The sequence below is a fragment of the Tenacibaculum sp. 190524A05c genome (assembly GCF_964036595.1).
Taxonomy (GTDB): Bacteria; Bacteroidota; Bacteroidia; order Flavobacteriales; family Flavobacteriaceae; genus Polaribacter; species Polaribacter platacis.
In genome coordinates, this window is the sequence record NZ_OZ038523.1 from 3686947 (window position 1) to 3712958 (window position 26012).

General features: G+C 31.6%; 20 protein-coding genes. 7 read left to right on the plus strand and 13 right to left on the minus strand.

Features of this window, described 5'->3' with window-relative positions; all coding sequences use genetic code 11:
- Positions 1-8 precede the first annotated feature (8 nt).
- Positions 9-1313, plus strand: coding sequence for a polysaccharide deacetylase family protein (locus tag ABNT61_RS16490; protein ID WP_348744030.1), 1305 nt, complete (start codon positions 9-11; stop codon positions 1311-1313).
- Positions 1313-2218 (plus strand): hypothetical protein, encoded by a 906-nt coding sequence (locus ABNT61_RS16495; RefSeq protein WP_348744031.1) that lies wholly within the window; start codon positions 1313-1315, stop codon positions 2216-2218. The genes ABNT61_RS16490 and ABNT61_RS16495 overlap by 1 nt, the downstream gene beginning before the upstream one ends.
- Here ABNT61_RS16495 and ABNT61_RS16500 read toward each other — a convergent pair.
- From ABNT61_RS16500 to ABNT61_RS16525, 6 genes are all read right to left on the minus strand, one after another.
- The gene (locus tag ABNT61_RS16500; RefSeq protein ID WP_348744032.1) at positions 2208-2816 is read right to left on the minus strand and encodes a DapH/DapD/GlmU-related protein; all 609 of its coding nucleotides are present in this window, start codon (positions 2814-2816) and stop codon (positions 2208-2210) included. The two genes, ABNT61_RS16495 and ABNT61_RS16500, sit on opposite strands and share 11 nt — an antisense overlap.
- On the minus strand, positions 2809-3999 hold the full coding sequence (locus tag ABNT61_RS16505; protein ID WP_348744033.1) for a lipopolysaccharide biosynthesis protein: 1191 nt from the start codon (positions 3997-3999) through the stop codon (positions 2809-2811). The genes ABNT61_RS16500 and ABNT61_RS16505 overlap by 8 nt, the downstream gene beginning before the upstream one ends.
- A gap of 44 nt (positions 4000-4043) precedes the next feature.
- Positions 4044-6308, minus strand: a complete 2265-nt coding sequence (locus tag ABNT61_RS16510; protein WP_348744034.1) for a S8 family serine peptidase — start codon at positions 6306-6308, stop codon at positions 4044-4046.
- Positions 6309-6323: 15 nt separating this feature from the next.
- Entirely contained in the window at positions 6324-7151 is an 828-nt protein-coding gene (locus ABNT61_RS16515; protein WP_348744035.1) for a hypothetical protein, read from the minus strand.
- 167 nt (positions 7152-7318) lie between these two features.
- A complete protein-coding gene (locus ABNT61_RS16520; protein WP_348744036.1) occupies positions 7319-7927 on the minus strand; it encodes a hypothetical protein in 609 nt (202 codons plus the stop codon).
- Between the two features lie 113 nt (positions 7928-8040).
- Positions 8041-9006 carry an AraC family transcriptional regulator gene (locus ABNT61_RS16525; RefSeq protein ID WP_348744037.1) on the minus strand — a complete coding sequence of 322 codons (966 nt, stop codon included), beginning with the start codon at positions 9004-9006 and terminating at the stop codon, positions 8041-8043.
- Positions 9007-9283: 277 nt separating this feature from the next.
- On the opposite strand from ABNT61_RS16525, the gene ABNT61_RS16530 reads away from it, so the two are divergent.
- The 4 genes from ABNT61_RS16530 to ABNT61_RS16545 are packed head-to-tail and all read left to right on the plus strand — an operon-like array spanning position 9284 to position 12681.
- Positions 9284-9967, plus strand: a complete 684-nt coding sequence (locus ABNT61_RS16530; protein WP_348744038.1) for a YjjG family noncanonical pyrimidine nucleotidase — start codon at positions 9284-9286, stop codon at positions 9965-9967.
- A 35-nt stretch (positions 9968-10002) separates the two neighbouring features.
- Positions 10003-10551 carry a hypothetical protein gene (locus ABNT61_RS16535; protein ID WP_348709628.1) on the plus strand — a complete coding sequence of 183 codons (549 nt, stop codon included), beginning with the start codon at positions 10003-10005 and terminating at the stop codon, positions 10549-10551.
- A gap of 7 nt (positions 10552-10558) precedes the next feature.
- Positions 10559-11932 (plus strand): DUF5723 family protein, encoded by a 1374-nt coding sequence (locus tag ABNT61_RS16540; protein ID WP_348744039.1) that lies wholly within the window; start codon positions 10559-10561, stop codon positions 11930-11932.
- Between the two features lie 2 nt (positions 11933-11934).
- Positions 11935-12681 (plus strand): hypothetical protein, encoded by a 747-nt coding sequence (locus tag ABNT61_RS16545; protein WP_348744040.1) that lies wholly within the window; start codon positions 11935-11937, stop codon positions 12679-12681.
- On the opposite strand, the gene ABNT61_RS16550 is transcribed toward ABNT61_RS16545, so the two are convergent.
- Positions 12678-13949 carry a replication-associated recombination protein A gene (locus tag ABNT61_RS16550; RefSeq protein WP_348744041.1) on the minus strand — a complete coding sequence of 424 codons (1272 nt, stop codon included), beginning with the start codon at positions 13947-13949 and terminating at the stop codon, positions 12678-12680. The genes ABNT61_RS16545 and ABNT61_RS16550 overlap by 4 nt on opposite strands.
- 76 nt (positions 13950-14025) lie before the next feature.
- On the opposite strand from ABNT61_RS16550, the gene ABNT61_RS16555 reads away from it, so the two are divergent.
- On the plus strand, positions 14026-14736 hold the full coding sequence (locus tag ABNT61_RS16555) for a rhomboid family intramembrane serine protease (protein WP_348744042.1): 711 nt from the start codon (positions 14026-14028) through the stop codon (positions 14734-14736).
- Between the two features lies 1 nt (position 14737).
- Here the strand turns inward: ABNT61_RS16555 and rlmB are convergent, their stop codons facing one another.
- The 6 genes from rlmB to ABNT61_RS16585 form a co-directional block, all read right to left on the minus strand.
- Positions 14738-15475 (minus strand): 23S rRNA (guanosine(2251)-2'-O)-methyltransferase RlmB, encoded by a 738-nt coding sequence (rlmB, locus tag ABNT61_RS16560; protein ID WP_348744043.1) that lies wholly within the window; start codon positions 15473-15475, stop codon positions 14738-14740.
- A 78-nt stretch (positions 15476-15553) separates the two neighbouring features.
- Positions 15554-16288, minus strand: coding sequence for a hypothetical protein (locus tag ABNT61_RS16565; RefSeq protein ID WP_348744044.1), 735 nt, complete (start codon positions 16286-16288; stop codon positions 15554-15556).
- Between the two features lie 55 nt (positions 16289-16343).
- Positions 16344-17894 (minus strand): RagB/SusD family nutrient uptake outer membrane protein, encoded by a 1551-nt coding sequence (locus ABNT61_RS16570; protein ID WP_348744045.1) that lies wholly within the window; start codon positions 17892-17894, stop codon positions 16344-16346.
- A 21-nt stretch (positions 17895-17915) separates the two neighbouring features.
- Positions 17916-21203 (minus strand): SusC/RagA family TonB-linked outer membrane protein, encoded by a 3288-nt coding sequence (locus tag ABNT61_RS16575; protein WP_348744046.1) that lies wholly within the window; start codon positions 21201-21203, stop codon positions 17916-17918.
- Positions 21204-21367: 164 nt separating this feature from the next.
- Entirely contained in the window at positions 21368-22714 is a 1347-nt protein-coding gene (locus ABNT61_RS16580) for a vanadium-dependent haloperoxidase (RefSeq protein WP_348744047.1), read from the minus strand.
- Positions 22704-25964, minus strand: a complete 3261-nt coding sequence (locus tag ABNT61_RS16585; protein ID WP_348744048.1) for a VCBS repeat-containing protein — start codon at positions 25962-25964, stop codon at positions 22704-22706. The genes ABNT61_RS16580 and ABNT61_RS16585 overlap by 11 nt, the downstream gene beginning before the upstream one ends.
- Positions 25965-26012: the final 48 nt, after the last annotated feature.

Genomic DNA, 26012 nt, shown 5'->3' on the forward strand with positions numbered 1-26012 from the left:
ATCTAATTTTGATACTAGTTTATACACATAAAGTTACACCACGTGTTCGGTATATATTCAAGCATATCTTTACTCGAGTATTATCAATTGAGATTGACTTTACTTCTAAGGTAGAAGAATTTGTGGCTTTTAATGGACCAAAACTTTCATATACGAATGTGGCTTTAGGAAGTGAGTTTTTTATCAAGAGTACAGATTTATTATTTGAGCAAGGTGTGAGTGATTCTGAAATTAATATTTCAACTTGGGATAATGTACCATGTTTCTTCTTTCAAGGAAGTAAATCCACAATTCCTTTTGATATATTTTCAGCAAGCTTCTACTTAATTACAAGATATGAAGAATACTTACCTCATATAAAAGATAAACATGGTCGTTTTACAGCTGATCAAAGTTTGGCTTATATGCATGGATTTCTTGAAAAGCCAGTTGTAGATATTTGGGCTTATAAATTGAAAAAAGCATTACAAGAACGATTTCCGGATTACGAATATCCAGAAAGAAAGTATACATATATGTCTACGATTGATGTTGATAATGCATTTGCTTATAAACATAAAAGTGTTGTTCGTTCAATTGGAGGATTACTAAAGGACTTGTATAAGCTTAATATTTTTAATGTAATTGATAGACTAGCAGTTCGTTTTAATTTGAGGAAAGATCCATTTAATACTTTTGAGGAATTAATTAATTTGAAGAAAAAGTATAATGTTAGAACGATATTCTTTTTTCTCATAGGTGATTATACAACTTTCGATACTAATGTTTCTGCTTCTAAATCTAAATTCAGATTACTAATTAAAGATATGGTAGATTATGCAAGAGTTGGTTTGCATCCATCTTACTATACAATGAGTAACAATAGTAAGTTGAAAGAGGAAAAACAAAGAATGGAGGGAATAACGAACATGCCAATATTTAGATCACGCCAACATTATTTGCGTTTTTCATTGCCTGATACCTATCAAAGATTAATAGATTTAGAAATAAAAGAAGATTACTCTATGGGATATGCAAGTCATACTGGTTTTAGAGCTAGTACTTGCACACCTTTCTATTTCTATGATTTGGACTTTGAAATTCAAACACCTCTAAAAATATTTCCTTTCGCTTTAATGGACACAACATTAAATGACTATATGAAACTTACACCTAAACAGTCTTTAGGAAAAATAAGCGAACTTAAAAGAGAAGTAAAAAAAGTTAATGGAACATTTATTACGCTTTTTCATAATGAGAGCTTGAGTGATTATTTACGATGGAAAGGTTGGAAAAGAGTTTACGAATCAATGTTGAAAATAGCTACTAATTAATGATACGCGTAGTTTCGAGGAAAAGACTGAATGTTGAGAAATATAATGATTGTATTGCAAATTCAATACAGTCAAATGTTTTTGGATTCTCTTGGTATTTAGATGAAGTTGCTGATCGTTGGAGTGTTTTAGTTTTAGATGACTATGATGCTGTAATGCCAATTCCGTGGAGGAGAAAGTTTTTCATAAAATATACGTATCAGCCATATTGGACAATACAATTGGGAATATATTCCAAAGAAGTTGTTGATGAAAATGAGTTTTTAATAGAATTGTTCAGTGAGTTTAAGTATACAAGTCTTCGAATGAATGCTTCTAATGCATTTAGTATGTTTCATCCTTATCATTTGCAAAAACGACTTCAAGTGATTTCTTTAAAAGATACTTACGACTCTATTTTTTCAAAATATAATAGAAATAGAAGGAGGGAATTAAAGAAAGCGAAACAGGAGGATTTAGTTGAAAATTGGAATGACAATCCTAAGAAATTGATTGATTTATTTCAGGAAAATGTAGGAAAAAGAGTTTCAAAGATTACATCTGAAGATTATTTGAGATTATATAAGTTGATGAATATTTGCCTTGAAAAAAAGGTTGGAGAATTATTGACAATCTACAACAAGGAAAATGAATTGATTTCAGGAGCTTTCTTTTTAAAACACAAAGAACGAGTAACCGAACTGGTTTGTTCATCTGACTTTAAAAATAGAAATAACGGCGCAAATACGTTCATGAATGATCGTGCGATATTTAAGTATCAACGTAATTATACACTCTTCGACTTTGGAGGGTCTTCAATGAAAAATATAGCTAAGTATTACGAAAGTTTTGGAGCGGAAGACGAAGCATATATTCAACTTCATAGAAATAAGTTACCAAAGCTTTTAAGATTCTTTAAGCGTTAGTTATAATAGATTTATAAGAATTAGGGATTTTTCTATTAAATTTTAATGAAGATAAATCTTCGGAATAAGGAGCTTTTACTTTTATTACTTCACATGGGTTTCCAAATGCTATAGTGTTATCGGGTATATTTTTTGTTACAACAGAATTTGCGCCAATAACGACATTATTACCAATAGAGACTTCAGGAAGAATAGTCGAATTTGCTCCAATCCAAACATTATCACCAATCTTAATTGGATTAGAATTTTCATGTTTTCTAAAGTTTTGTAGGTTGTGATTAGCAGAAATAATTGAAACACCTGGTCCCAACTCAATATTCGAACCGAAAATAATTCTGTTATTTGCTTGAATATAAGTGTTTAATCCATCTCCAGGATCACAAAGGATTCCTTTAGTTATGTTTTCAGGAGCGATAACTTTAGAGGTAAAATGAACAGGCCACTTTACTTTCGGGTTTAATCGAAATAATTTTTGAGGTATTAGATAATGAAAAAAGAGTATATAATAACGCTGATAACCATATTTCGGACGATAATATTCCGGGTAAAACCAATTTATAATCCATCCAAAGAAAAAAAAATCTAACTTATCAAACATCTAATTTTTTTAAACAATTTAGAAAATAAAATAATAATATAAAATAACCTATTCCACCAAAAAAGGATAAAATTGATATTGTATAGATAATATTGTTAAATACATTACCGTAATATATGGCAATTAAATTAATTAAGAGTAAATAACAATTAAATAACAATCCGGTTTTGTTTTTATCTAAAACAATAATTAAACTGCTAATAGGGTTGAAAGTACTTCTGGCAATTATTAAGAATGACAATATGAATAAGAAAACTCTAAGATTCATCCATTGATTTTTAAAATAAGACTCTAGTAGATGTATTCCTAAAGTGTTAATTGCTATAACGATAGCGATCATAATTACTGCGTTAAATTTTGCTACCTTTTTCGTTAATTTTAGTAATTCTGATTTTTGTCGTTTTTTTAGCTCAGAAGATTCTTGAAAGTATACTTGAGAAACCGATGAGGATATTAAATGCAGGGGCGCTCCAAGTATTTTAACGCTGAAAAAGTAAACTCCGGCTTGTTCGATACTGAAAAATGCTAACAAAAGAATGGGCATCGTATAATTAGCAAGAGCATTTATAAGGTTTGAAGGGAAAAGATATTTAATAATAGAACTGTTTGATGAAATCTCTGATTTTATTTTAGGTACTGAGATGATATCTAGATATTCTTTATTTCTTGAAAAATAATATATGGATATTAAAATTTGCGTAATTAAAAAAGAAAAAATTAACCCCAAAAACTCGAGATAGCTGTAAAGTAATATTTGGAGAGAAAAATTACATAATGTTATAAAAATTTTACTGTTTGAAATTGTTAAGAATTTTTTTTTAAAGGTAAAAAAACTCTCGTGTACTAAATTAAAAGATAGAATTATAGAGTTAATAATTGATATTATTAAAATATTTCTATTAATATTTGGAAAAAAATCAGAAATTATATAAAAAAAACCAAGGTTAAAAAAACCAATGCCTGTAATTAGTAAAAAGAGGAAATTAAACCAGTTTTTACCTTCATTGACATTTTTTGAAATAACTATACATTTATCTAACTGTAACGTGTTAATTATGGATAAAATACTACTAACGCTTATGAATAAACCTAAGTAACCAAAAGCTTGTTCACCATATAATTTGGCAATATAAATAGAGGCTATCATTGCAATTACCTGTGCAATGATTGTTCCTCTGAACATAATTATAATATTTTTTAAAAAAATATTGATTACGTGTTTTTAGTTTAATTTTTTACTATTTTTTTTGTGAATAAAATATCGTTTGAAGTTTTAAGTTCTAAAAAATAAATTCCAGGTGAAAGATTTGAAACATTAATCACATTAGAATTATTCCTTTTTTTCAAAATCATTTTTCCACTAATGTCAAATATAGTAATATCTGAAACTTGAAATTCATCTGAATTTACACTAATATTTATTAATTCATTAGTAGGGTTAGGAAAAACCGAAATTATTCTATTTAAATTATTTGAATTATAGCGTGGTGTAGTTGAAAAAAACATTCGATAATTATCATTACTCCAAATCCAAATTCCATTTCCTTCTTGATTAATTTGATAATTAATTTTTTTTGATGGTTTTTGAATGTACACATCTCCAGTCAAAGAGTTAAAATAATTATTCTCCTGAATACTACACTTGTTTAGGCTTGTAATTCCTCGATTTAAAGCTTCAAGATGATTTGAATGTAGTTTGTATACAGAGCTAGATGTATTACAATAACCTATTAAATCCGCATAAATTTCATTAGTTTTTTTATTTAAAGAAATTCTTATAGATGGTGTAAAACTATGAAGTTCAGAATTAGAGTGTTCTGTCTTAATACCATTAATAACAGAATAGTCTAAAAATAAAGTTTTATTCAAAAAGAAATGACTATTATTAGTTTTATTTTTTAGTACTAAATTGTTTTCAATCGGTATTAATATTGGAGTTTCTTCAACAGAAAGCTCTATTCCACCTATTGAATTAGGTTCAATTGTGGAGTTTTCAATCTCAATATATTTTTTTGCAGTTAAATTTACCTTTATGGAATCAGTGAATTTTTCATTATTTACTTTTATTCCATACGGTGCATTTTTTATTTCAAATTTCCAATTTCTATAGAAATGGCGGTTGTTAATTTCAATAAAACTTTTAGATTGATTCATTTTATAAGCCATTTCTACTGCTTTTCCAGCGTCCAATCTTCCTGCGCCTAGTTTATCAATGTAATTAGCATTTTCTGGAATTTGATAAATGTTGGCTGAAGTTAGTTTTAAGATACTTTCTATTTCTGTAGTAGTAATCCTATTATTTACAGACTTCATTAAACCTATAGTTCCTGCAACCATAGGTGCTGCATTAGATGTTCCGTTTACTAAAGAATAGCCGGAACTTTGAAACCCAATAGAAGGTACTTCGTATCCCGGTGCTGCAATATCGACAACATAGGTATGATTATGGCTTCCATCTTTTCTCTGTTGATACACCCAAGAATTGTCATGAGTATCTTTTCTTCTTAATACATCACCTATATAATTACCTGCTTCATTGAAAGCAGGTTGCATGAAATCTTTATGATGTATGGATGTAACGGCAATTACATTATCATAGGCAGCTGGGTAAACTACATTAGAATTACCTCCGCAATTTGTAGTATTTCCGGCAGCAAATACTAGTATCGTTCCATTACTAGTTATCTCGTTGATTACGTCTTGTTCTATTTGTGAGTAGTTACAACTACTCAACCAACTTCCATTAATAATCTTCACTCCCATCTGAGATAAAACTAAACAGTTATTTATAGTTAAGCCTGTTCTTGCTTCAATGTGGCAGTTGTAACCAATAGATGATAAACCTATTCCATTATTGGTTTTTCCAGCCATATTCATTGCAACCGAGGTTCCGTGATAACCACCATTGTTCCCGATTGAATTAATTTTTCCAGAGAGTTCAGGGTGACTGATGTTAAATTCGGTATCAACTATTCCAAGCTTGGTATTTGGATCTCCAGTAGTGAAGCTCCAAGCTTTTTGAGCATTTATTAAATCCATATCAGTTTGTGACAATTCTAATCCATAATCGTTTGGTAAGATGAATGGTGAAAAATTATAGTTATATTCTAACGAGAGTGCTTGAGGGCCTTCCCCAATGTTTTCTGAAAATGTATAAATTCCAGGAAACTTAGTTCTCAATTCATTCATTAAGTCTATTTCATTAGCCTTAACTAAGTAAATTTCTCTTAAATAAGGAGTTTTTGCGGTTGGAAAAGCCTGAATAAATTCATTTACCTTATATTTATTAAATATTGATTGAACCTTCGAATTTATATGCCTAAGAGATACTCCTTTTTCTTTCGATTTTGATAAAATAACTGGAATATTTGCTCTATTGGGTATTCTTAAGTAAAACGAAGTTGGGTTATTCAAACCTTGATCTAAAGAATTTTGCGCAACAATATGATTTAAAAGGAATAATGAAGCTAAGAAAAAAAGAATCTTTTTCATGTTATTATTTTTAAATTAATTCTTTTTCTTTAATTCCTTTATCTCTTCTTTCATTTCATTAATTAACTCTTGTTGTTGAATTGTATAAAGAGTTAGTTCCTCAATTTTCTTTAAAAGGAGGACACTCATGTTTTTTAATTCAACCCCATCGGTAACTACCTCCTTGGCAGATGGGATTTCTGGTAAGTGTTTATTTTCTTTAATAAAAGAGTTGAGTTTGTCAAGTGGTATTAAGTGATAATTTTCATTAAAAACATAATCGGCCCAACCATTTGTATTAGCTATTTCAACTTTTATTCTTTCAGTTTTGATCCCATCCTTGACATAAAGTCTATAGTTATTGTCATTATCATATTTAGGAGTCCCAACCGTAATTTTACCCGTGTTATAGATAACGAAACTATCGTGATTAACAAGGTCGGCAAATCTAATTGAGGTAACTCCGCTTGAATTCCAGTTTGTTGTGTCGTAAGCAGGGTTAGTCATATTAGTATTAGGCATACTGAAAATCATATTATGACTTAATCCTAATTTCCAAATTACTCCTGTTCCAGGAATAGCTTTGGGGTGAAAAGCTCCGTTAGCTCCTGCAATATTAAAGCCCCACCTACCAGAGGCATTTCCTAAAACCATACCCATACTTTTTGTTGGACTATTAGAATAAATTTGAAAAGGATTTAAACTAGATGGGGTTTGTTGATCTCCTATTATAATAGATCCCTTATGATGTAATGTTTGGAAAGAATTAAATGGATTACTTGTAGATTGAAAATAATTTTGAGACATTGATTTTGTGATAACAAAAAACAACACCATTACGAGACAGTTTGTTAGAGTTTTCATAGAATTTATTTTTTAAGCCAAAAATATAAAAAACATTTCAATTGTATAATTGAAATGTTTTATTATGGTTTTTATTTCTAATTTTCCTCTATTATTCTAATATACAAGATGTTTTTTTGATAAAATCTCACGGAAAAATAAAAAACTGCAACAAAGATTACATGTTTTTAGAATCTTTTTCCAATGGTAATTCCACCTCTAGAATAAACTTTAGAGGCATCGTTTTCTATTCCCAATACTCTTCCAACTCCTAGAGAGAGTTCTCCAATCCATCCATTTTTTGATAAGAACTTTCCTCCAATTCCAATTCCTAAACCGAATTTAGTTTCAACTTCTCCAGCGTCAGTAATAGTAATAACACCATTATTCCCGTTAGTTGTTAGCGTAATATCTTTTCCAAATTCATCTACTAAAACCGCTCCGTTTCCTTCTACAAAAAAACCACCAGCTCTCTTTTTTCCAAAATAGAATCTGTAATATGGAAAAGCCGCGAAGTTATAAAAGTTGTCATTATCAATATCAAATGCAACTGATAGCCCCAAAGCGGTTTCATTACTTAAAATTCTTTCATAAGTAATTTCAGCAGCACCTGCTACTAAATAGAGACCATTAATCTTGAGTTCATTATTCCCTTTAATTTCGCTTAATTTTTCTTCTTGAGCATTTGCCATACTATAAATAGAAACTAGTGATAGAAATAGCAATTTCTTGAGAATATTGTTTTTTCTTTTTTTGAAATTTTGTTTTTTAAATTTAGTTTTTAGATGATTATACATGATAAATAATTTTTCATCAAAACTACTTTCATAGAGCTTTTTTAGTGTCCGAAAACCTCCAAGTTGCTAAAAATTGGATAGATTTATAAATATCTGGAAGAGTCCTAAAACATCTAACCTCTAAATTGTGTGGGAGTTACACCTGTATGTTTTTTAAAAGCAGTGTAGAATGTGGATTTAGAGTTGAATCCAGATTCTAAAGCAATTGATGTAATTGTGTATTGATCATAGTCATTATTTTGCAATAATTCTTTAGAATATTCAATACGATATTCATTAATCAATTGGTTGAAGTTTTTAGAACTTTGCTTGTTAATTAATTTAGAAAGTTGGCTCGTACTAACTCTAAGTTCATTTGCTAATGTTTCTAAACTTAAAAGATTATCTAAAAACCTTCTATTATCAACAAGGTAATCTTCAATGTCTTTAAATTTTTTAGAATTACTGTTTTGTTGAGCTTCAGGTTTTTTAAGGTTTTGTTCTCTTATTGATTTTCGTTCTTTTACCTGACGTAACATATATACTAATTCATAACCTAGCCAATAGATTAGAATTGTAGTCATAATGCGTAAAGGGTAAAAGAAGACAATAAAGTTTTGAAAGTTCAGTTGGAATTTAACACCTACAGCAAGGGCCCAAAAAGCATATGAGAGTAATGCAAGAAATATAAAAGTGTTTATCCATTTTAAACTGTCGTAACTTAAAACACTTTTAAACAAGTTCTTTTTAAACTTAATAATTTTAAAGGTATATATAAATATACTTATGGAAACTATAAAACTTATTAGTTCTTCTACAGCTGTATACTTTTCATAAAATAATTCATATTCTGCTGTTGTAGAGGTGTCTTTTATAAAAGAAAAAGAAACTACTTGGAATACAATACTGATGATGAAGACAGGAAATATGATTTTAAGAATATTGAAAAAGAGATTTTCAATTTTCAGATAGTTAATTACAAAAGAGTAGAAGAGAGGGGCAATTAAAAAATGCCAAGGTATTTGAATGTAATCTAAAACTAAGAATTGCTCTGCTAACAGCCACGATTGCAAATTATTTAAAGCAATTACTAAAATCATTAAGTTCAAAAACAAGGTATTTTTATCTAAACCTGTTTTTTTAAAAAGAAAAAAACTAAACACAAACCCGTGTATAGCACTTACGATTAAGAACAAATTGAAAAATTCGGAAACTTGCAACTTTTAGGATTTTATGACTGTGTGCAAGATATGTTTTTTTGAAAAAAGAAATAACTCTTTAAGAAAAGTATAAGAATTTTAATTTTCTATTAAAACTTTAAGTTAATTATTTAAAATAAGTAAACTCTAAAATAATATTATATCATTACATTTGAGAATGACAGAAATTACAGATGTTTTCTTCGATTTAGATCATACTCTTTGGGATTTTGATCGTAATTCAGGATTAACCTTTAAAAGGATTTTTGAAGAACAAAAAATAAATCTTGATTTAGACGAATTCTTAAAAGTATATGAACCAATAAATTTGGAATATTGGAGACTATATAGAGATGAAAAAATTGAAAAAGGAGAGTTAAGATATAAGCGATTAAAAAGCACTTTTGATAAGCTTAATTATACAGTTGAAGATGACTTAATTGATGTTATCTCGGAAGATTATATCAACTATCTCCCATTATTTAATCATTTACTTGACGGTACCATTGAATTGTTAGAGTACTTGAAATCAAAGTATAGATTACATATTATTACTAATGGTTTTGAAGAGGTTCAGAAAATAAAACTTGAAAAGTCTCAAATAAATGATTACTTTCAGGTTGTCGTTACTTCAGAAAGTGTTGGTGTGAAAAAGCCCAATCCTAAGGTTTTTGAATTTGCATTAAAAGAGGCCAACGTAAGTGCGGAAAAAGCAGTTATGGTTGGTGACAGTTTAGAGGCAGATGTTTTAGGTGCGTTAGCGGTAGGGATTTCTCCAATTCACTTGTTTAAAGATACACCAAGCAGTGATGAAAAAATTATAAGTGTTCAGTCCTTGTTGGATATTAAGCAATATTTGTAATTTTAACCCGTTGAAAATTATAAGAGTACAGATTTATGATAAAAAAACATGTTTATTGTTTATTAGCATTCCTATCCCTAATTTTAAGTGCATGTGTAGACAATATAGACTTCGATCAAGCAGAGAATTTTGAGATAACTCCAGTTCTTGCACTTTCACTAGTTAATTCAGATATAACCCAAAACGATTTAGTTGTTGGCGGATCTGAAGTAGGATCTATTACTCAGACTTCTAATTTTACAGTACTTGATAATAGTACTGCACGTAATGATTTGGAAAGAGCAGTATTAAGATTTGAAGTGAGTAATCAATTTAATCGAGATTTTAGAATTGAATTCATCTTTTTAGATGAAAATGATGCAAGTACCAATAACGATATTATACTAAATATAAATGCGAATAATACAAACTTTGAGCAAGAGAATGAATTCATAATTGCAAATAATCCTAGTTTTCTAAATATTCGAAAAGTACAAGTTGTACTAACCTTACTTCCAAGTACAGATGGATCCTCAATTGATATTAATACCCCAACAAATTTCAATTTTAAATCGGCAGGAACATTTTATTTCAGAGTAAACTAATTAATTTATGAAGAAGATTTTATTAGCTGTAGTAATATTAATTACGTATTCAGTAACAGCTCAAAATAAACAAATACTTTATGGATTTGATAATATACCACAAACATTATTGTTAAATCCTGGGGTAGAAACAAATTATAAATATCACGTAGGTATTCCATTAATTTCGGGGATTTCAGCGCATGCTAATATTTCTGGATTCACAATTGCAGACCTTTTTAGATCTGATAACGTTGATTTTAATACGAAGTTAGACAATGTAATAAATCAATTAGGAAATAATGATTATTTATCTATCAATACTCAAATTGAAGTTATCAATGCAGGATATCAATTAAATGAAAAGGATTATTTGAGTGTAGGTTTTTATACTGAATTAGATATTTTCTCAAGTATTCCAAAAGACTTTTTGGAGTTATTGAGAGATGGAAATGGAGCAAATATCAATAGAAGTTTTCTTTTTTCTAGAATAAGTACAAAAGCAGACGCTTTAGGAGTGTTACACTTTGGTATTTCGAGAAAGTTCAATGAGAAATTTATTGCTGGAGGTAGATTAAAGATTTATTCAGGAATGTTGAATGTGCTATCAAACAATAATAAAGGAAGTTTTACTACACGTCTTGGAACTAATGGTATTTATCAACATACATTGAGTAATTTAGATTTGGCAGGATATTCTTCTGGATTTTATAATGAAAATGGAGAGTCTGATTTAACTGCGAAAGATGTTTTAGGGAATGCTTTTTTCGGACCAAATTTAGGTTTAGGTATAGATATTGGATTTACCTATAAAGTCGACGAGCAAACTGAGTTTTCTGCTAGTTTATTAGATATTGGTTTTATAGGATATTCTGATAGAGTAAGAAATGGAACTGTGCAAGGTAATTATGTTTTCGATGGAATAGAATTTCAGTATGACGGAACTAACCCAAATTATTGGCAAGATTTGAATGATGATCTTAATGATAATATACCTAGAAGTGAGAATACAGAGTCATATTCTGTAATGCGACCAATTAAATTTAATGCTGCTTTACATCATTATTTTGGTAAAACAAGAAAGGAAGCAACATGTTATGATATTTCATATCGTAATTACTTCGATAATGCTGTTGGTGCACAATTATTTTCAGTTGTTCGACCTAATGGTCCCCAATTCGCATTTACAGGATTTTATCAGAGACGCTTATCGCAAAAATTCACTACAAGAGTAACTTATACTGTTGATGATTTTTCATATACGAACTTTGGTATTGGAATATCAGCCCATATTTGGAAGGTAAATCTTTATGGAGCAGTTGATAATGTATTTGATCTTTCCGATATTGCAGATGCGAATAGTGCTTCTTTTCAATTCGGTATTAATATGTTATTCAAATAAAGATGAAAAAATTACTTGTTTTAATGTTCTTGTCAGTTTCAGTTTTTGCTCAAAAGAGCATAAACAATTATAAATACATTGTGGTTCCGAAACAAATGGAAACTTTCGATGAGCCAAATAAACATGAAACAAGTTCTTTAACAAAGTTCTTATTTAATAAGAATGGTTTTAATGCTTTTTTGAGTGATGATAATTTTCCTGAGGATTTAGCGCAGAATAAGTGTTTGGCTTTAACAGCTGTTTTAAAAGATGATTCAGGAATGTTTTCAACAAAAACTACGTTATTACTGAAAGATTGCTATAATGAAGTCGTTTTTACTGGAGAGGAAGGAAAAAGTAAGATAAAGGATTACAAGAGAGCCTATCATGACGCAGTTCGTAAGACATTTAGTTCTATCAAAAGGTTGAACTATCATTACAAGCCAAATACGGAACAGAAGAAATCTATGAATTTAAATGTATCTGTAAATAGAAGTAAGAATTTAGAATTGGTAAGTGAAAATACTATCAAAAGCGAAAAAGAAGAAAGTTCCGCTTCTTTTGACTTAACAGCTTCTTCTACTGTAACAGGCTATCGATTAAAAGATAAAAATTCTGATACCGTTTTTGAATTGTTAAGAACTTCAAATCCAGAACTTTTCATTCTAAAGGATAAAAATGGAGTTTTAATTAAAAATAATGGAGTTTGGATGGCGCAATATTATGAAGGAGATAAGATTGTAATGAAGCCCTTCAAAGTTAAGTTTTAATAATTGTATTTATCTTTCCATCGTTGTTTCAAGATAGCTCTAAAACTATTTTCTCTCTGATTATTTCCAGGTTCATATAATTTCGTATTCACAATTTCATCAGGCATAAATTCTTGATTAACAAAATTGTTCTCGTAATTATGAGAATACAGATAATCTTTACCATAATCTAAATCTTTCATCAATTTAGTTGGGGCATTTCTTAAATGTAAAGGAACCGATAAGTCACCAGTTTTACGAACCAAATTCTGAGCTTCGCCAATCGCCATATAGGAAGCATTACTTTTAGGTGAATTCGCTAAGTAAACAGCACATTGGCTTAAAATAATCCTAGCTTCTGGGAATCCGATTACAGAAACCGCTTGGAAAGTGTTATTAGCCAGTATAAGTGCAGTAGGATTAGCATTACCTATATCTTCACTCGCTGAGATAAGTAATCTCCTCGCAATAAACTTTACATCTTCTCCACCTTCAATCATTCGTGCTAACCAATATACTGTTGCATTAGGATCACTCCCTCTGATGGATTTTATAAATGCGGATATAATGTCATAATGCTGTTCACCAGTTTTATCATATCTAACCGTATTTTTTTGGATCTTTGAAAGTACTAGATCGTTGGTAATTTCTATCTTTTCCTCCGAAGCGACCAAAAGTTCGAAAATATTTAGAAGTTTTCTAGCGTCTCCTCCAGAAACTTGTAGGAGAGCATCAGTTTCTTTTAAGGTTATTTCTTTTTGGGCGAGTAACTCATCTTTTTCAATTGCTCTATGTACTAGATTGATTAGATCTTGTTTGTCAAAGGAGTTTAGAATATAAACTTGACAACGAGAGAGTAGGGCAGGTATGACTTCAAAACTTGGGTTTTCCGTTGTTGCTCCTATTAGAGTAACCCAGCCTTTTTCTACTGCTCCAAGTAATGAATCTTGTTGAGATTTACTAAATCGATGAATTTCATCTATAAAAAGAATTGGATTTTTTTGAGTAAATAGTCCGCCGCTCTTTTTAGCTTTATCAATTACTTCCCTAACATCTTTAACGCCAGAGCTGATTGCACTTAAGGTGTAAAATGGACGTTTTGACTCGTTAGCGATAATATTAGCCAATGTTGTTTTTCCAACTCCCGGTGGTCCCCAAAGAATTAAAGAAGGAATAATACCCTGACGAATATGTTGTGTCAGAATACCATTTTCACCAACCAAGTGTTGTTGACTTAAATAATCATCAATTGTTTTAGGACGAACTCTTTCTGCCAAAGGTGCACTCATAAGGTAAAAATAGTAAAGATTTCTGACAGAAATTCGGAATTTTTAAAGTGGATTTATTTTTGTAGTTTAATTTCCCATGAATCAAAACAATGACTTTAAATTTTCTAATAATGTTATTGGAATTCCTTTAGCGTTTGTATTTATTATTTGGTTTGTATACTGGATAGAAATAAAATTTGGAATGAATTTTAATAAATTAGGTGTTCTTCCAAGGACATTAAGCGGTTTTAAAGGTGTTTTCTTTACTCATTTTATTCATAGTGACACAAAGCATCTTTTTAATAATTCTGTGCCTCTTTTCGTTTTATTAATGAGTTTAATGTATTTCTACAGATCGGTTGCTTTGAAAGTTCTCATATATGGAGGATTATTAACAGGGTTATTGACTTGGATAATTGGACGAGAATCCTATCATATTGGTGCTAGCGGTATAGTTTATTTATTGTTTAGTTTTGTTTTCTTTAGTGGAATTATAAAGAGTCATTATCGTTTAGTAGCAATGTCTTTAATTACTATATTTCTTTATGGAAGTATGATATGGTACGTTTTTCCAATCAAAGAAGGAATGTCTTGGGAAGGACATCTATCTGGATTACTTACTGGAATATTTTTCGCAGTGGTATACCGAAAGTATGGAATCGTTAAGGAAAAGTATGTGTTTTCTAAAACGGAATTCGACGAAAGATTTGATGAAGATGGTAATTATATAGAACCTTCTGCAGAAGAGGAGGTTCAAATACCATCAATTCAATATAGATATATTTATAAGACTCAAGAAGAAGAATAAATTACATCCTTTGGCGGATTGTTTCATAAAGGAATGCTCCACATGCCACTGAAACGTTTAAAGATTCGATTTCACCAAGAAGTGGTAATTTACCTTTATAATCGACCATTTTAAGAATTGAATTACTTACACCTTTATGCTCAGATCCCATTATAATTGCAACAGGTTGGTTTAAGTCTATGTCATATAAAGAATCTTCTGTTTTCTCTGTTGCTGCTACAAGTTTTATGTCAGCAGCTTGCAGTTGAAAAATAGCATCTTTTATATGGTCAACCTTACAAATGGGCAATTTAAAGGCGGCTCCTGCTGAAGTTTTGATTGTTTCTGAATTAACTGGAGCACTTCCACTTTTTTGGATGATGATTGCATCAACTCCTGTACATTCCGCCGTTCTGATTATTGCACCAAAATTACGAACGTCTGATAGTTGATCTAAGACTAAAAATAAAGGAGTTTTGTCGGAATTTAAAGTATCTTCAATGATTTCTTCCAAATTGGCAAATTCAACAGGTGAAATTCTTGCTACAGCTCCTTGGTGGTTGTTGTGTTTTGATAAACGATTTAATTTTTCGACAGGTACAACACTCGTTGATATTTTACCTTTTTTAAGAAGTTTATCTAATTGAAAAAATAAATCACCACGAAGACCTTTTTGTAGATACACCTTTTCAAGAGTAGATCCACTTTCGATTGCTTCAATAATCGCTCTAATACCAAAAATAACTGTAGATTGTTCCATTGGGCAAAAATAGTCTAATTTATGACAAAAAAAAACCACCTTTAAAAAGGCGGTTTTGAACACAAAATAGTGTTGATCTTATAAAGTGAATGAAGCAGAGTAGCTTGATCCATAATTACCAGATAAATTGATAAGAGCTACACCGTTAGCTTCTAATACGTAACCAGTACCTCCGTCTCCATAACCATCAAAAGCTTGGAAAGTATATGTTCCATTTGGTAAACAATTAACAATGTCTAATGTACCAGTGAAATCATCATAAGCTCCAAATGCTAAAGGATCATTACTAGCCATAACTGTAGCTCCTGTAGAATCAACTATTCTCCATGCAGCTTCTTCTGGCCAATCATCAAAAGTTATAGTTAATTTAGCTTTAGTTTCTCCATCAGGACAAGACTGAGACATTGGGATAACTAAATCAGCACCAACATTTAATCCGTCTTTTTGAACCATTCTTAAAACTAATTTCTTTTCAGTAGTTAAGTCTAAATTAACACTTGTGAAATCAATATTAAACTTTGCTTCATTAGAATTAGCAGGTATAGTAACGCTAGATGGTACACTATAAGATGCTGCATCAGCATCAGTATCCTCAGTTACTACTATATCTATTACTCTATCTGAACCTGTTTTGTTTGCTGTGAAAATAGTAATTTCTTTAGTTTCTTGAGCTCCGTCAGGAAGGCTAACTACAACTGCGTCGGCACCAAATGTTGCAAATGCAGGAGCGTCAAAATCATCAATAGTATCTTTACAACTATTTAAAGTAGCCAAGGCTAGCGCCGCTACCATAAGTAATTTTATGTTTTTCATGTGTAAGGGTATTAAAAAACCATCTTAAGCAAAAAGCCTAAGATGGTTGTAATTATTATAAGTTTTGATCAGTAATGAAAGGATTATTTTGAATTTCGTCTTGTGGAATTTCAAATGTTAATCTTTCGTCATTATAAGGAATAGCAACACCAACAAAGTTTAAGTGGTTAGTACCTCTTGTAATTGTCGCTTTGTTACGCTTCATAGCAAAGTAACTCTTACCTTCTCCCCATAATTCAATACGAGTTTGTAAATAGATTTCATCTAATAAAGCTTGTCCGCTTAAAGCATCTACATATGAGTTATCTGGAACTCTTCTTGCCAATAAAGCTTTTAAAGATGTTCTTGCAGCTCCGTCATTTCCTGCTCTAGCTTGAGCTTCCGCATTTAATAAATAAGCTTCTTCTATACGCATGTAAACATAATCACCAGTAATACCTACATTAGGTCCTGATCCGAAAGATGTTGTACCAGCAACGGCAGGAGAGTAGTAAAATTTCAATAATGGTTGTAAGTGTCTTCCTGTACCTGAAGCATTAGTTGGATCATCAAAGAACTGCGCTTTTCTTGCATCATTAGCAGGAATAGCATCAAATAAAGTTTGATCAATTACCTTAAAGTCACCAGCCCATGCATAACTAAATGAGTAAGCATCAACTTGACCCCACCAAGAAATTAAACCTAAACTTAATTCTGGAGTAATGTCTACACCCCACATCCAGCTATTAGAATTTACATCGTTGAATCCATTTGTAACGTCAGCTGCAGCTAACATAGTGTAAGATCCACCGTTTATTACTTGCTGAGTTAAAGCTGCAACATCAGCATCTCTACCACCTTTCGCGGCTAAAACGTATGCTAAAATCATACGAGCAACATCTTGATTCACTTGGTTTTTAGCAGTTCTGTTGAATCCACTTAATAGAGAAATAGCAGAATTTAAATCTTCTTCCATTTGCTCATAAACCTCTTGGGCAGTAGATTTAGCTAAGTTACCTGAAGTCTCACCAATCGGCATTGGTAAAATTGGTTCAGATGCATTATATTCTTTTTGAAAATATTGAGCTAAATTAAAATAAGAATGAGCTCTTAAAGCTTTAGCTTGTCCTAATGAATATTTATTTGCATCTGTTTCAGGAATGAAGTCATTACCACCAAGGTTGTTAATTACTAAATTAGCAGAACCAACCATTTTATAGTAGTATCTCCATAATTGTCTGTTATCTCCAAAAGTAAAGTTCTCACCTACTTGTAATTCAGAGAAACTTGCACGATACCATCCAAAGTTACTAGCACTTAATGCCATATCACTTGACATGAAATCTCCATATATATCATATCCTTTCTGTCCGAAGTCATCATGGTTCGGGCTATTAACTCCTCCAGTATCACCAGATCTTACTTGAACTTGAAGTGCATATACACCACTTAAAAAAGCAGCAGGAATTCCAGGGTTAGTTAACGCTCCTTCTGCTAATTGAGCAGAAGTTAACTCTTGCGTAGGCTGGCTATTTCCGGATGCACCATCATTTGCTAAAAATTCGTCACCACAACTATATGAAATAGCTAATAAACCAGCGACAAATAATAATTTAATTTTTTTCATGATTTTAATAAGTTTTTAATATTAAAATTTAACTCTTACTCCCATTGTGATTGTTGTTGCAGGAGCGTAAATTCTACGTCCAGAACTTCCTGTTTCTCTAATAGAAGGATTGAATCCTTCTCTTGCAGTATTGATAAACAAGTTGTCACCAGACACCCATAAATTAATAGCATCAATTCCAGAGTTTTCCATAAAGCTGCTAGGTACTGAATAACCAATTCTAGCATTATTTAAAGCTATATAATCCGTACTTGTAACAAAACGAGAAGATAAAGATGTAACGTTAGCTACTGTAGCATCTGACAATAATGGAACATCAGTAATGTCACCTGGTTGTTGCCATCTATTTCTAATATCAGTGTGGTAGTTGTTACCTGCCGCACCAAATCTATCACTCATTAATTCAGCATATTGTCCATCATAAGCATATCCACCTAAACTATAAGTAAACTGAGTAGCGAAGTCAAAATTACCAACTTTTCCAGTTAATCTGAAAGCTCCTCTTACATCAGGGATTAAAGTTTTGTCGATGAATACTTGTGTAGCGTCAGCGTAAGTTTTAGTAACTTGCCTTTTGATGTTAACATCTCCTCCAGCATTCCTATATTCGAATAAAGAACTAGTTGTACTTGGATCACCGTTTGGTAAAGTTGCGAAATCACCTTCACCTGCATCTAAAACACCGTTATCATTTTTGTCATCGTAGTACTGGTACCACATTGGTGCTCCGTCAGAAGGGTCTACACCAGCCCACTCTTGCATGAAGAAGTCAAAGATTGAACGACCTTTAGCGAAAGCATAAGCACCATCGTCACTAGATCCTGAGTCAATAACTTTTGGAAGCCCAGTCGTGTTATCTAATGGCATTTCAACCATTTCGTTTTGTATGATTTCTCCGTTTAAAGATAAATCTAATTTGAAGTTATCATTGTTTACTAAGTGCGCAGTTAAGTCAAATTCGAAACCTGCATTTAGTACTTCACCATCGTTATATAATACTTGGTCAGCTAATTCAGATGGTCCTTGACGTCTAAAGAAGAATAAGTTATCAGTATTCTTTCTATAGTAGTCAAAGTTGGCATCTAAATAATTTCCAAAGCTCATTTCTAAACCTCCTTGTAATTGTCTTGTAGTTTCCCATGTTAAATTAGGGTTTCCTGCAGTATCAAATACAAGAGCTAATTCTCCACCAACTAATTGAGCTTCGAATGTGTTGAAACCTGAAGCTTCGTTAACTCCTTGTTGATCACCAGTAACCCCCCAAGAAGCTTTAGCTTTTAAATATGATAAGAATGAATCCTGCATAAAGTCTTCTTCAGTTACAATCCAAGATGCTCCGATAGAACCGAATGTACCCCATTGGTCATTTACAAATCGAGAAGAACCATCTGTTCTTAAAGAAGCAGATAGGAAATATTTGTTAGCGAAATTATAATTTACTTGTCCAAAATAAGACTCGATACTTGATGCATCTACATAACCAGTTGCAGGAATCTGTGAAACTAAATAGTTGTCAAGGTTGTATAAACCAGGAACAACAACATTTGATTTATTAGCAAAATCTCTTTCAAATCTTCTTTCGAATGATTCATGTGCAGCTAACGCTTCTATACTATGGTCTCCAAATGAAGTTTTATAACGTAATAATTGAGTCATCGTTTGAGACCATCTCGTAGTATTCGTTAAACTTAAAGTACCATTATTTTCAGCATCTGTACCGTAAATGTGGTTACCTGCATTTACAAATTCTTGGTAAGAGTATTGACCTCCAAATTTAGTTTCTAAAGTTAATCCTTCAGCTAATTTAAAGTCTGCTCCAAAAGTTCCGTTAAGAGAGTGAGTTTCTCCTCCTACAAAATTTAAGACAGCAGTACCTACAGGATTTAATAAATCTGCATTTGGTCTAGATCTTGTGAATCCGTTAAGCGTTCCAGTTGGAGATCCGAAGTCGTATTGGTATCCTCCATAAATTGGATCTGGAATTTTATCACCTGTTCCAGGGAATCTTGCGAATACTGGATATATAGGTGCCATTTTATCAGCAAACTCGAAAAGGTTCTCTGAACCTGCAGTTTGACCGTTATTAGTGGTTTGAGCGAAAGAATAACCAATATTAGAAGTTATCTTTAACCATTCTTTTACGTTAGATGATAAATTTAATCTTGTAGTATATCTTGTAAAATCAGAGTTTAATGAGTATCCGTTATCATTTAAATAACCCATAGATACGAAGTATTTTGACTTATCTGATCCACCAGACATACGTAAGTTACCTTCTGTTCTGATTCCTTCACCAAAAGCTAAGTCAGCAAATCTTTCTGGAGTAAATAATCTTTGAACTCCTGAACGAACAGATCTAGTAGCTGGATCGATTAAATTTGCAGCGTCAGTAACATTCCACATGTTGTATCCTTGACCGATTCCGTTGTTTCCAAATAATCTTGAATTAGCAAAATCTACAGGATCAGCGGCACCGTTAATACGTCCGTTGTTAAATAAACCTTCCCATACTAAACCAACATATTCTTCTGGATTAGAGATTACGTTATATCTTGGGATGATTTGTACGTTAACCCCTGATTTTACATCAACTTCGATGAAAGATTTTTCAGCTGATGTACCAGTTCTTGTAGTAATTAATACAACACCATTTGCACCTCTAGATCCATAGATCGCAGTTGCAGTTGCATCTTTTAATACAGTTGTAGATTTAATATCAGATGGGTTGATAGAGTTTAAATCGAAAGTACTTCCCATTTGAACACCATCGATTACGTAAAGAGGAGTTCTGTTACCTAATGGAGAACCATATCCACGAATACGGATAGTACCAACAGAACCTGGCTGACCAGATGTGTTGATTACAGTTACCCCAGCAACCTCCCCAGCTAACGCTTGAGTAACGTTAGAGAAGTTTTTTGCTTCTAAGTTTTCTGTAGCTACTGTTGCAGCAGTACCAACATAAGCTTGCTTAGTTGTCGTACCATAACCTACTACGATAACCTCTTCAAGTAAATTGTCAGTTTCAAGAGTAAGACTGATGTTGTTAGATGAACCTACTACTCTCTCAGCAGTTTTCATACCAACAAAGCTAAAAACTAATACATCACCTGTCTTCGCTTTAATAGAGTAGTTACCATCAAAATCAGTTTCAGTACCAGAAGTGGTACCCTTTTTTAATACACTAACCCCAGGTAGCGGACCTGATTCGTCAGAAACAGTACCTGAAATCGTTCTCTCTTGCGCAAAGGAAATTTGCACAACCAACGCTAACAAAAGCGTTAAAATTCCATTAAACTTTGTTTTCATTGTATAATTGTTTGAATTAATCAAACGCTAAAGTCTTAATTTTATCTTAAATAAACAATTTTTTAACAGAAAAAACGATGTAGCTTTGGTTATTAATTATCTCATGAAGTTATCTTTTGATGAATAATTAAGGAAAATGTTCTTTTATTAAATACTTTCTATTTTTACTTGCTTAAGAAGTAACTAATTGATTCATTGTGTTTTTTAAATACATTTTGTCCCTGAGTTAGACCTAGATCAATAGCAGATCTGTAATGGATACCACCATATAGTCTGCTTACTGCCGCTTCTTTCGCAGCTTTTCTAAAAGAAGAAAATTTTCTTACAGGAAGTCCATATGGGAGTTCAGTTGTGTCATCAAATTGAAAATTATCTCCAAAAATATTGGTTAAAGTTTCTGATGCAGCGCCAGAAACAACTGAATGGCCACTTGTATATTCTGGGAATGGTGGTGTTTGTAACACAGGTTCCCAAGTTTCATCTAAATAATTATTGATTAAAGTTTCTGGCCTTACTAGATTGCTTCTATATTTTTCATCCCAACAGCTTATAAAAGCATCGGCAATAGATATAGAAGTTTTAGTGTAAGCGTGAACTGTTTCTTCAAAATTTGAATTCGTTTGTTTACAAGCTATTTTACATATTCCGATCCAGTGAGCTCCAGGAGTTATTTTTTTTGAGGCAAACATAAAATGTCCTCTTGTAACGGATACATAGGGATTACAATCCCAGAAACGAGCAATGGCAATTTCTTCTGAAGTGTCTCCTTTTTCGTTAATATCTTTAGTTACATTGTAAACTTCCATTAACTCTTTATGGAAATCACTATTCTTTTCTAATGAAAAAACCGGGTGAGACTTTGGTTTAAATTGTGAGGCAGAATCTAAAGCAAATGTTCTTATTTTATTCCAATGAGGTTCTATTGCGTCCATATATGATGGAGGAGTAGGTTTCCATTGTGAAGGATCATCGCTAAGGATATTATGTTCGGGCATTGTTCTAGTTTGCGCGTAATTGTCGTTATTCATCCATTGAATAATTTGAGATGAATAATGCATACCTTGTTTTTTGGAATCCTCAAAACTTTGTGAGTTTAATTTATTCCAAACTCCATATAAACTATCTCTGTAAGAAGTTAGTTTATCTTTCGAAAATATTAATTCTTTAGCGACATCCATATAGGCAATTAACGAAGCCAGTCTTTTATTTGACTTATTATTTGAGTCGAAATGGCTTAAGTTTAAATTTGTCAATTGGTTTGATAAGGATTTATATTTAGAGCTACCCGCGTTCAATGCTTCATAGGCGGCAATATTAGGATACACATATATTCTACTAGCAACGGGTGGTGAGAACACATCATGAATCATTATTTGTGTTAAATGATCGACTGTTGCATGATATTGATCCGATGAAATTTCAATTTCTTTTTGCTCTTTGGAACAAGATGCAAAAAAAACACTCAAAAGGATTAATGTAGTATATAGAGTTGGAGTAAATTTAGTTTTCATTGATAACATACGATTTTATGGTATCGTTATTTGGTACAATTAGTATTAATTTTTTGTCTTTTAAGTTTACGATTGCAGAGTTCCTGATTTCTTGCTCAAAAGGTTGAATTCCATATGTGCTAGCACTGCTGTAGTCGTCTTTACTAGATAATAATAGTCCTTTTATACTTTCATATCCTCCATGATAGGTATTCACAGATTTTGTGTTCCCGAATGCAAGGATATTCTCTTTGTTATTAATCTTAACTTTACTGAAAGTATTTAAAGGGGCTAGCTGGAATGTCTTTGGAAGTTCTTTGAAATTATCAAATTTACCATTGTCATTTTCTATATATCCTGATGAAAGATTGTTTACAAAATAAGTATGAGCTTTATTTAATGCTTTTTTGGTTAAAACTTCGTCAATAGTTTTTGTTGCATAGTCTTTGTATTTGACAAACCTTTTTTTGATAACATTCATTTGAGATGCTAATTCATCTTTGGAATAAATAGGATAATATTTTCCATTTATGTTATAAGCTAGAACAGTTTCGTTTTTACCATTACCATCAAAATCTGAATAGTACATATTTAATGGAGCATCAACCGAAGCTTTAAATTTTGTATTTGTCCCCCAGTTACCAAGTAAAATATCTTCATCACCGTCTTTATCAACGTCAAATGTTGTAACGGTTTGCCATAATCCCATTAGGTTAGGGTATTCATTAGATAAAGTTAGTTTTCCATTATTGTTAATATAAATTCTTGGGTAATCCCATTCTGTAGTGACTACTAAATCTTTAGTGCCGTCTTTATTTAAGTCTGTCCAAATAGCATCTGTGACATGAGAGTTAAGCTTGAAATTCTTATCAACTTCAAAGTTTCCTTTACCATTGTTGATTAAAATATAGGAATCTATAGATTGCCCAAAGTCATCAGGGTTAGATCTGTTTCCAACGAATAAATCTATATCTCCATCGTTATCATAGTCATAATGTTTAACACAAGCGGCAATGTTTTTATTAGCGGGAATTGAATTCGATTGGGTGAAGTTACCTTTATCATTTAAATACAATCGATCCAATTCATATTTCCAATTTCTTCGTTGGTTAATACCAGTACCAACATATAGATCAAGATCACCATCGTTATCTGCGTCGAAAAAAGTAGAACATGTATCTTCGAAGAAAGCATCTTTCTCAATATTAGGTATAGATGTTGAAACAAGAGCTTTTCCATTATTAAGGAATAATTGAGCAGGAGTTCCACATCCATTCCCGATAAATACATCTTCATAACCATTCTTGTCAATATCTCCTATAGATAAAGCTGGCCCTGATGTAGATACTTTATAAGGTATCAGCCGTTCAACATAAAAGTCATTGTATTTATCTTCTTTATGATTGTAATCGATAAGATTTGTTTGAGAAAATAAACTTGAATTTTTCATTTCGCTTGGTGACCAAGACGTTGTTGCGTTTTTGTTATATTTTATTGTGTTGAGATTATTAATCTCAGATTGTAATACGATTTGAGATTTGTTATTTGGCCATATGACTTTGATAGAATCTATTTTGTTTATTGTATCTAGACCAAAATGTAAATTATTGTCAACAGATGAAATAAAACCTCTTGAATTAAAAAGTTGTTTGAATTGTTGTTTGCCATTTGAATAGACTACTGCCTTAGTCCCAATTCCATTTTTGTTTCCTTTGGAATAGTTGAAGTTTAACTTAATGAAGTTTTTATTGGTTGTTGTGTTTTCGTAAATGAATGAAAAATCATTCATATTGTTCGTAATTAAATCTAAATCTCCATCTAGATCTAAATCGGCATATGTAGCTCCATTGGATATTGTAGCATAATCTTCAATCCAATCATTATTCTTATTTTCAAATTTTTCAGAATTACCTTTGAAAATTTGATTTGGCATTGTTCCTTTCGGCATTTCAGTTAATGATGCTAAGAGCCATTCGTCTTTTGATTTAGTCTTGTCTCTATATTTATAAGTACTTGCCACATACATTCTAAAATCGAGGTCATTTGGTCGTCTTAGAATTCCATTTGCAACAAATAAATCTTGATGTCCGTCATTATTGTAATCTGCAATAAGTGGACTCCAACTCCAATCTGTATCGGCAACTCCATTGAATAAAGCTTCTTCATTAAAGAAATTTCCTGAGTTATTTATTTGAAGCATGTTACGGGCGTATTGATCCTTGTATCCCAGTTTTTGAAGTTGAATTTGAATATTCAACATAGTGTCATCACCTTCAGATTCTTTGACTGCTCTTTCATCTTTTGGTAACATGTCAAGTGTAATTAAATCTTGAAAACCGTCACCATTAATATCAGCGGCATCACTTCCCATTGAAAATCTACTAATCATGGAAAATTTATTACCTAACGATTCAGTAAAGGTTCCATCTTGGTTGTTTAGATAATAATAATCATCCTCATGGAAATCATTACATACGTAAATATCGTCCCATCCATCATTATTAAAATCTGCTATAGATGCACTTAAACCATATCCGTTAGCGCCACCAAATATTTTTGCTTTTTCACTGTAATCAGTGAATTTGTTATTGTTATTTTGAAGTAAAACATCGCCAGTAAGACCTGTTCTTTTTTCTCTAAGTAGAGCAGGGCCATGTGAGGTTTTGGTATGTACAGCATGATTAACGATATAAATATCTAGGTCGTCATCTTTATCGTAATCGAAGAAATATGCTTGTGTAGAATAACCTTTGTAGTCTAAGTTGTATTCTTTAGATTTTTCTGAGAACGTGTTGTCTCCATTATTTATGTAAAGCTCATTGTGGCCTTTGAAGTCTAGGAGACCTGAAACGGCACACACATAAATATCTAGGTATCCGTCATTATTAATGTCGACAATTGTTGCTCCTGTTTGCCAGTCTGCCTTTCCTTTTACTCCAGCTTTTTCGGTTATGTCTTCGAAATTTAAGTTGCCTTTATTAAGGAATAATTTGTTATCACCTCTATTTGATATAAAAAAGAGATCGGGTAAGTTGTCATTATTGAAATCCCCCACACTTACACCACCGCCGTTATAGTAGTAGATGTAATTTATAATATTGTGATTGACGTCATCTTGAATTTCATTTTTAAATGTTAATCCAGTAACGTCTGAAGTTAATTTTTTGAATAAATGGTTAGATTTCTCTTGTTTGGTTTGGGGGTGTTCCTTCTTGCAGCTACTTAATATAAGGGAAAGTAGTGTGACTACCATTAAAAGCTTAGTTCTCATTAATCAGCAGAAAGATTTTATGTTTGTTAAAAGGAAAAGGGGTTGTTT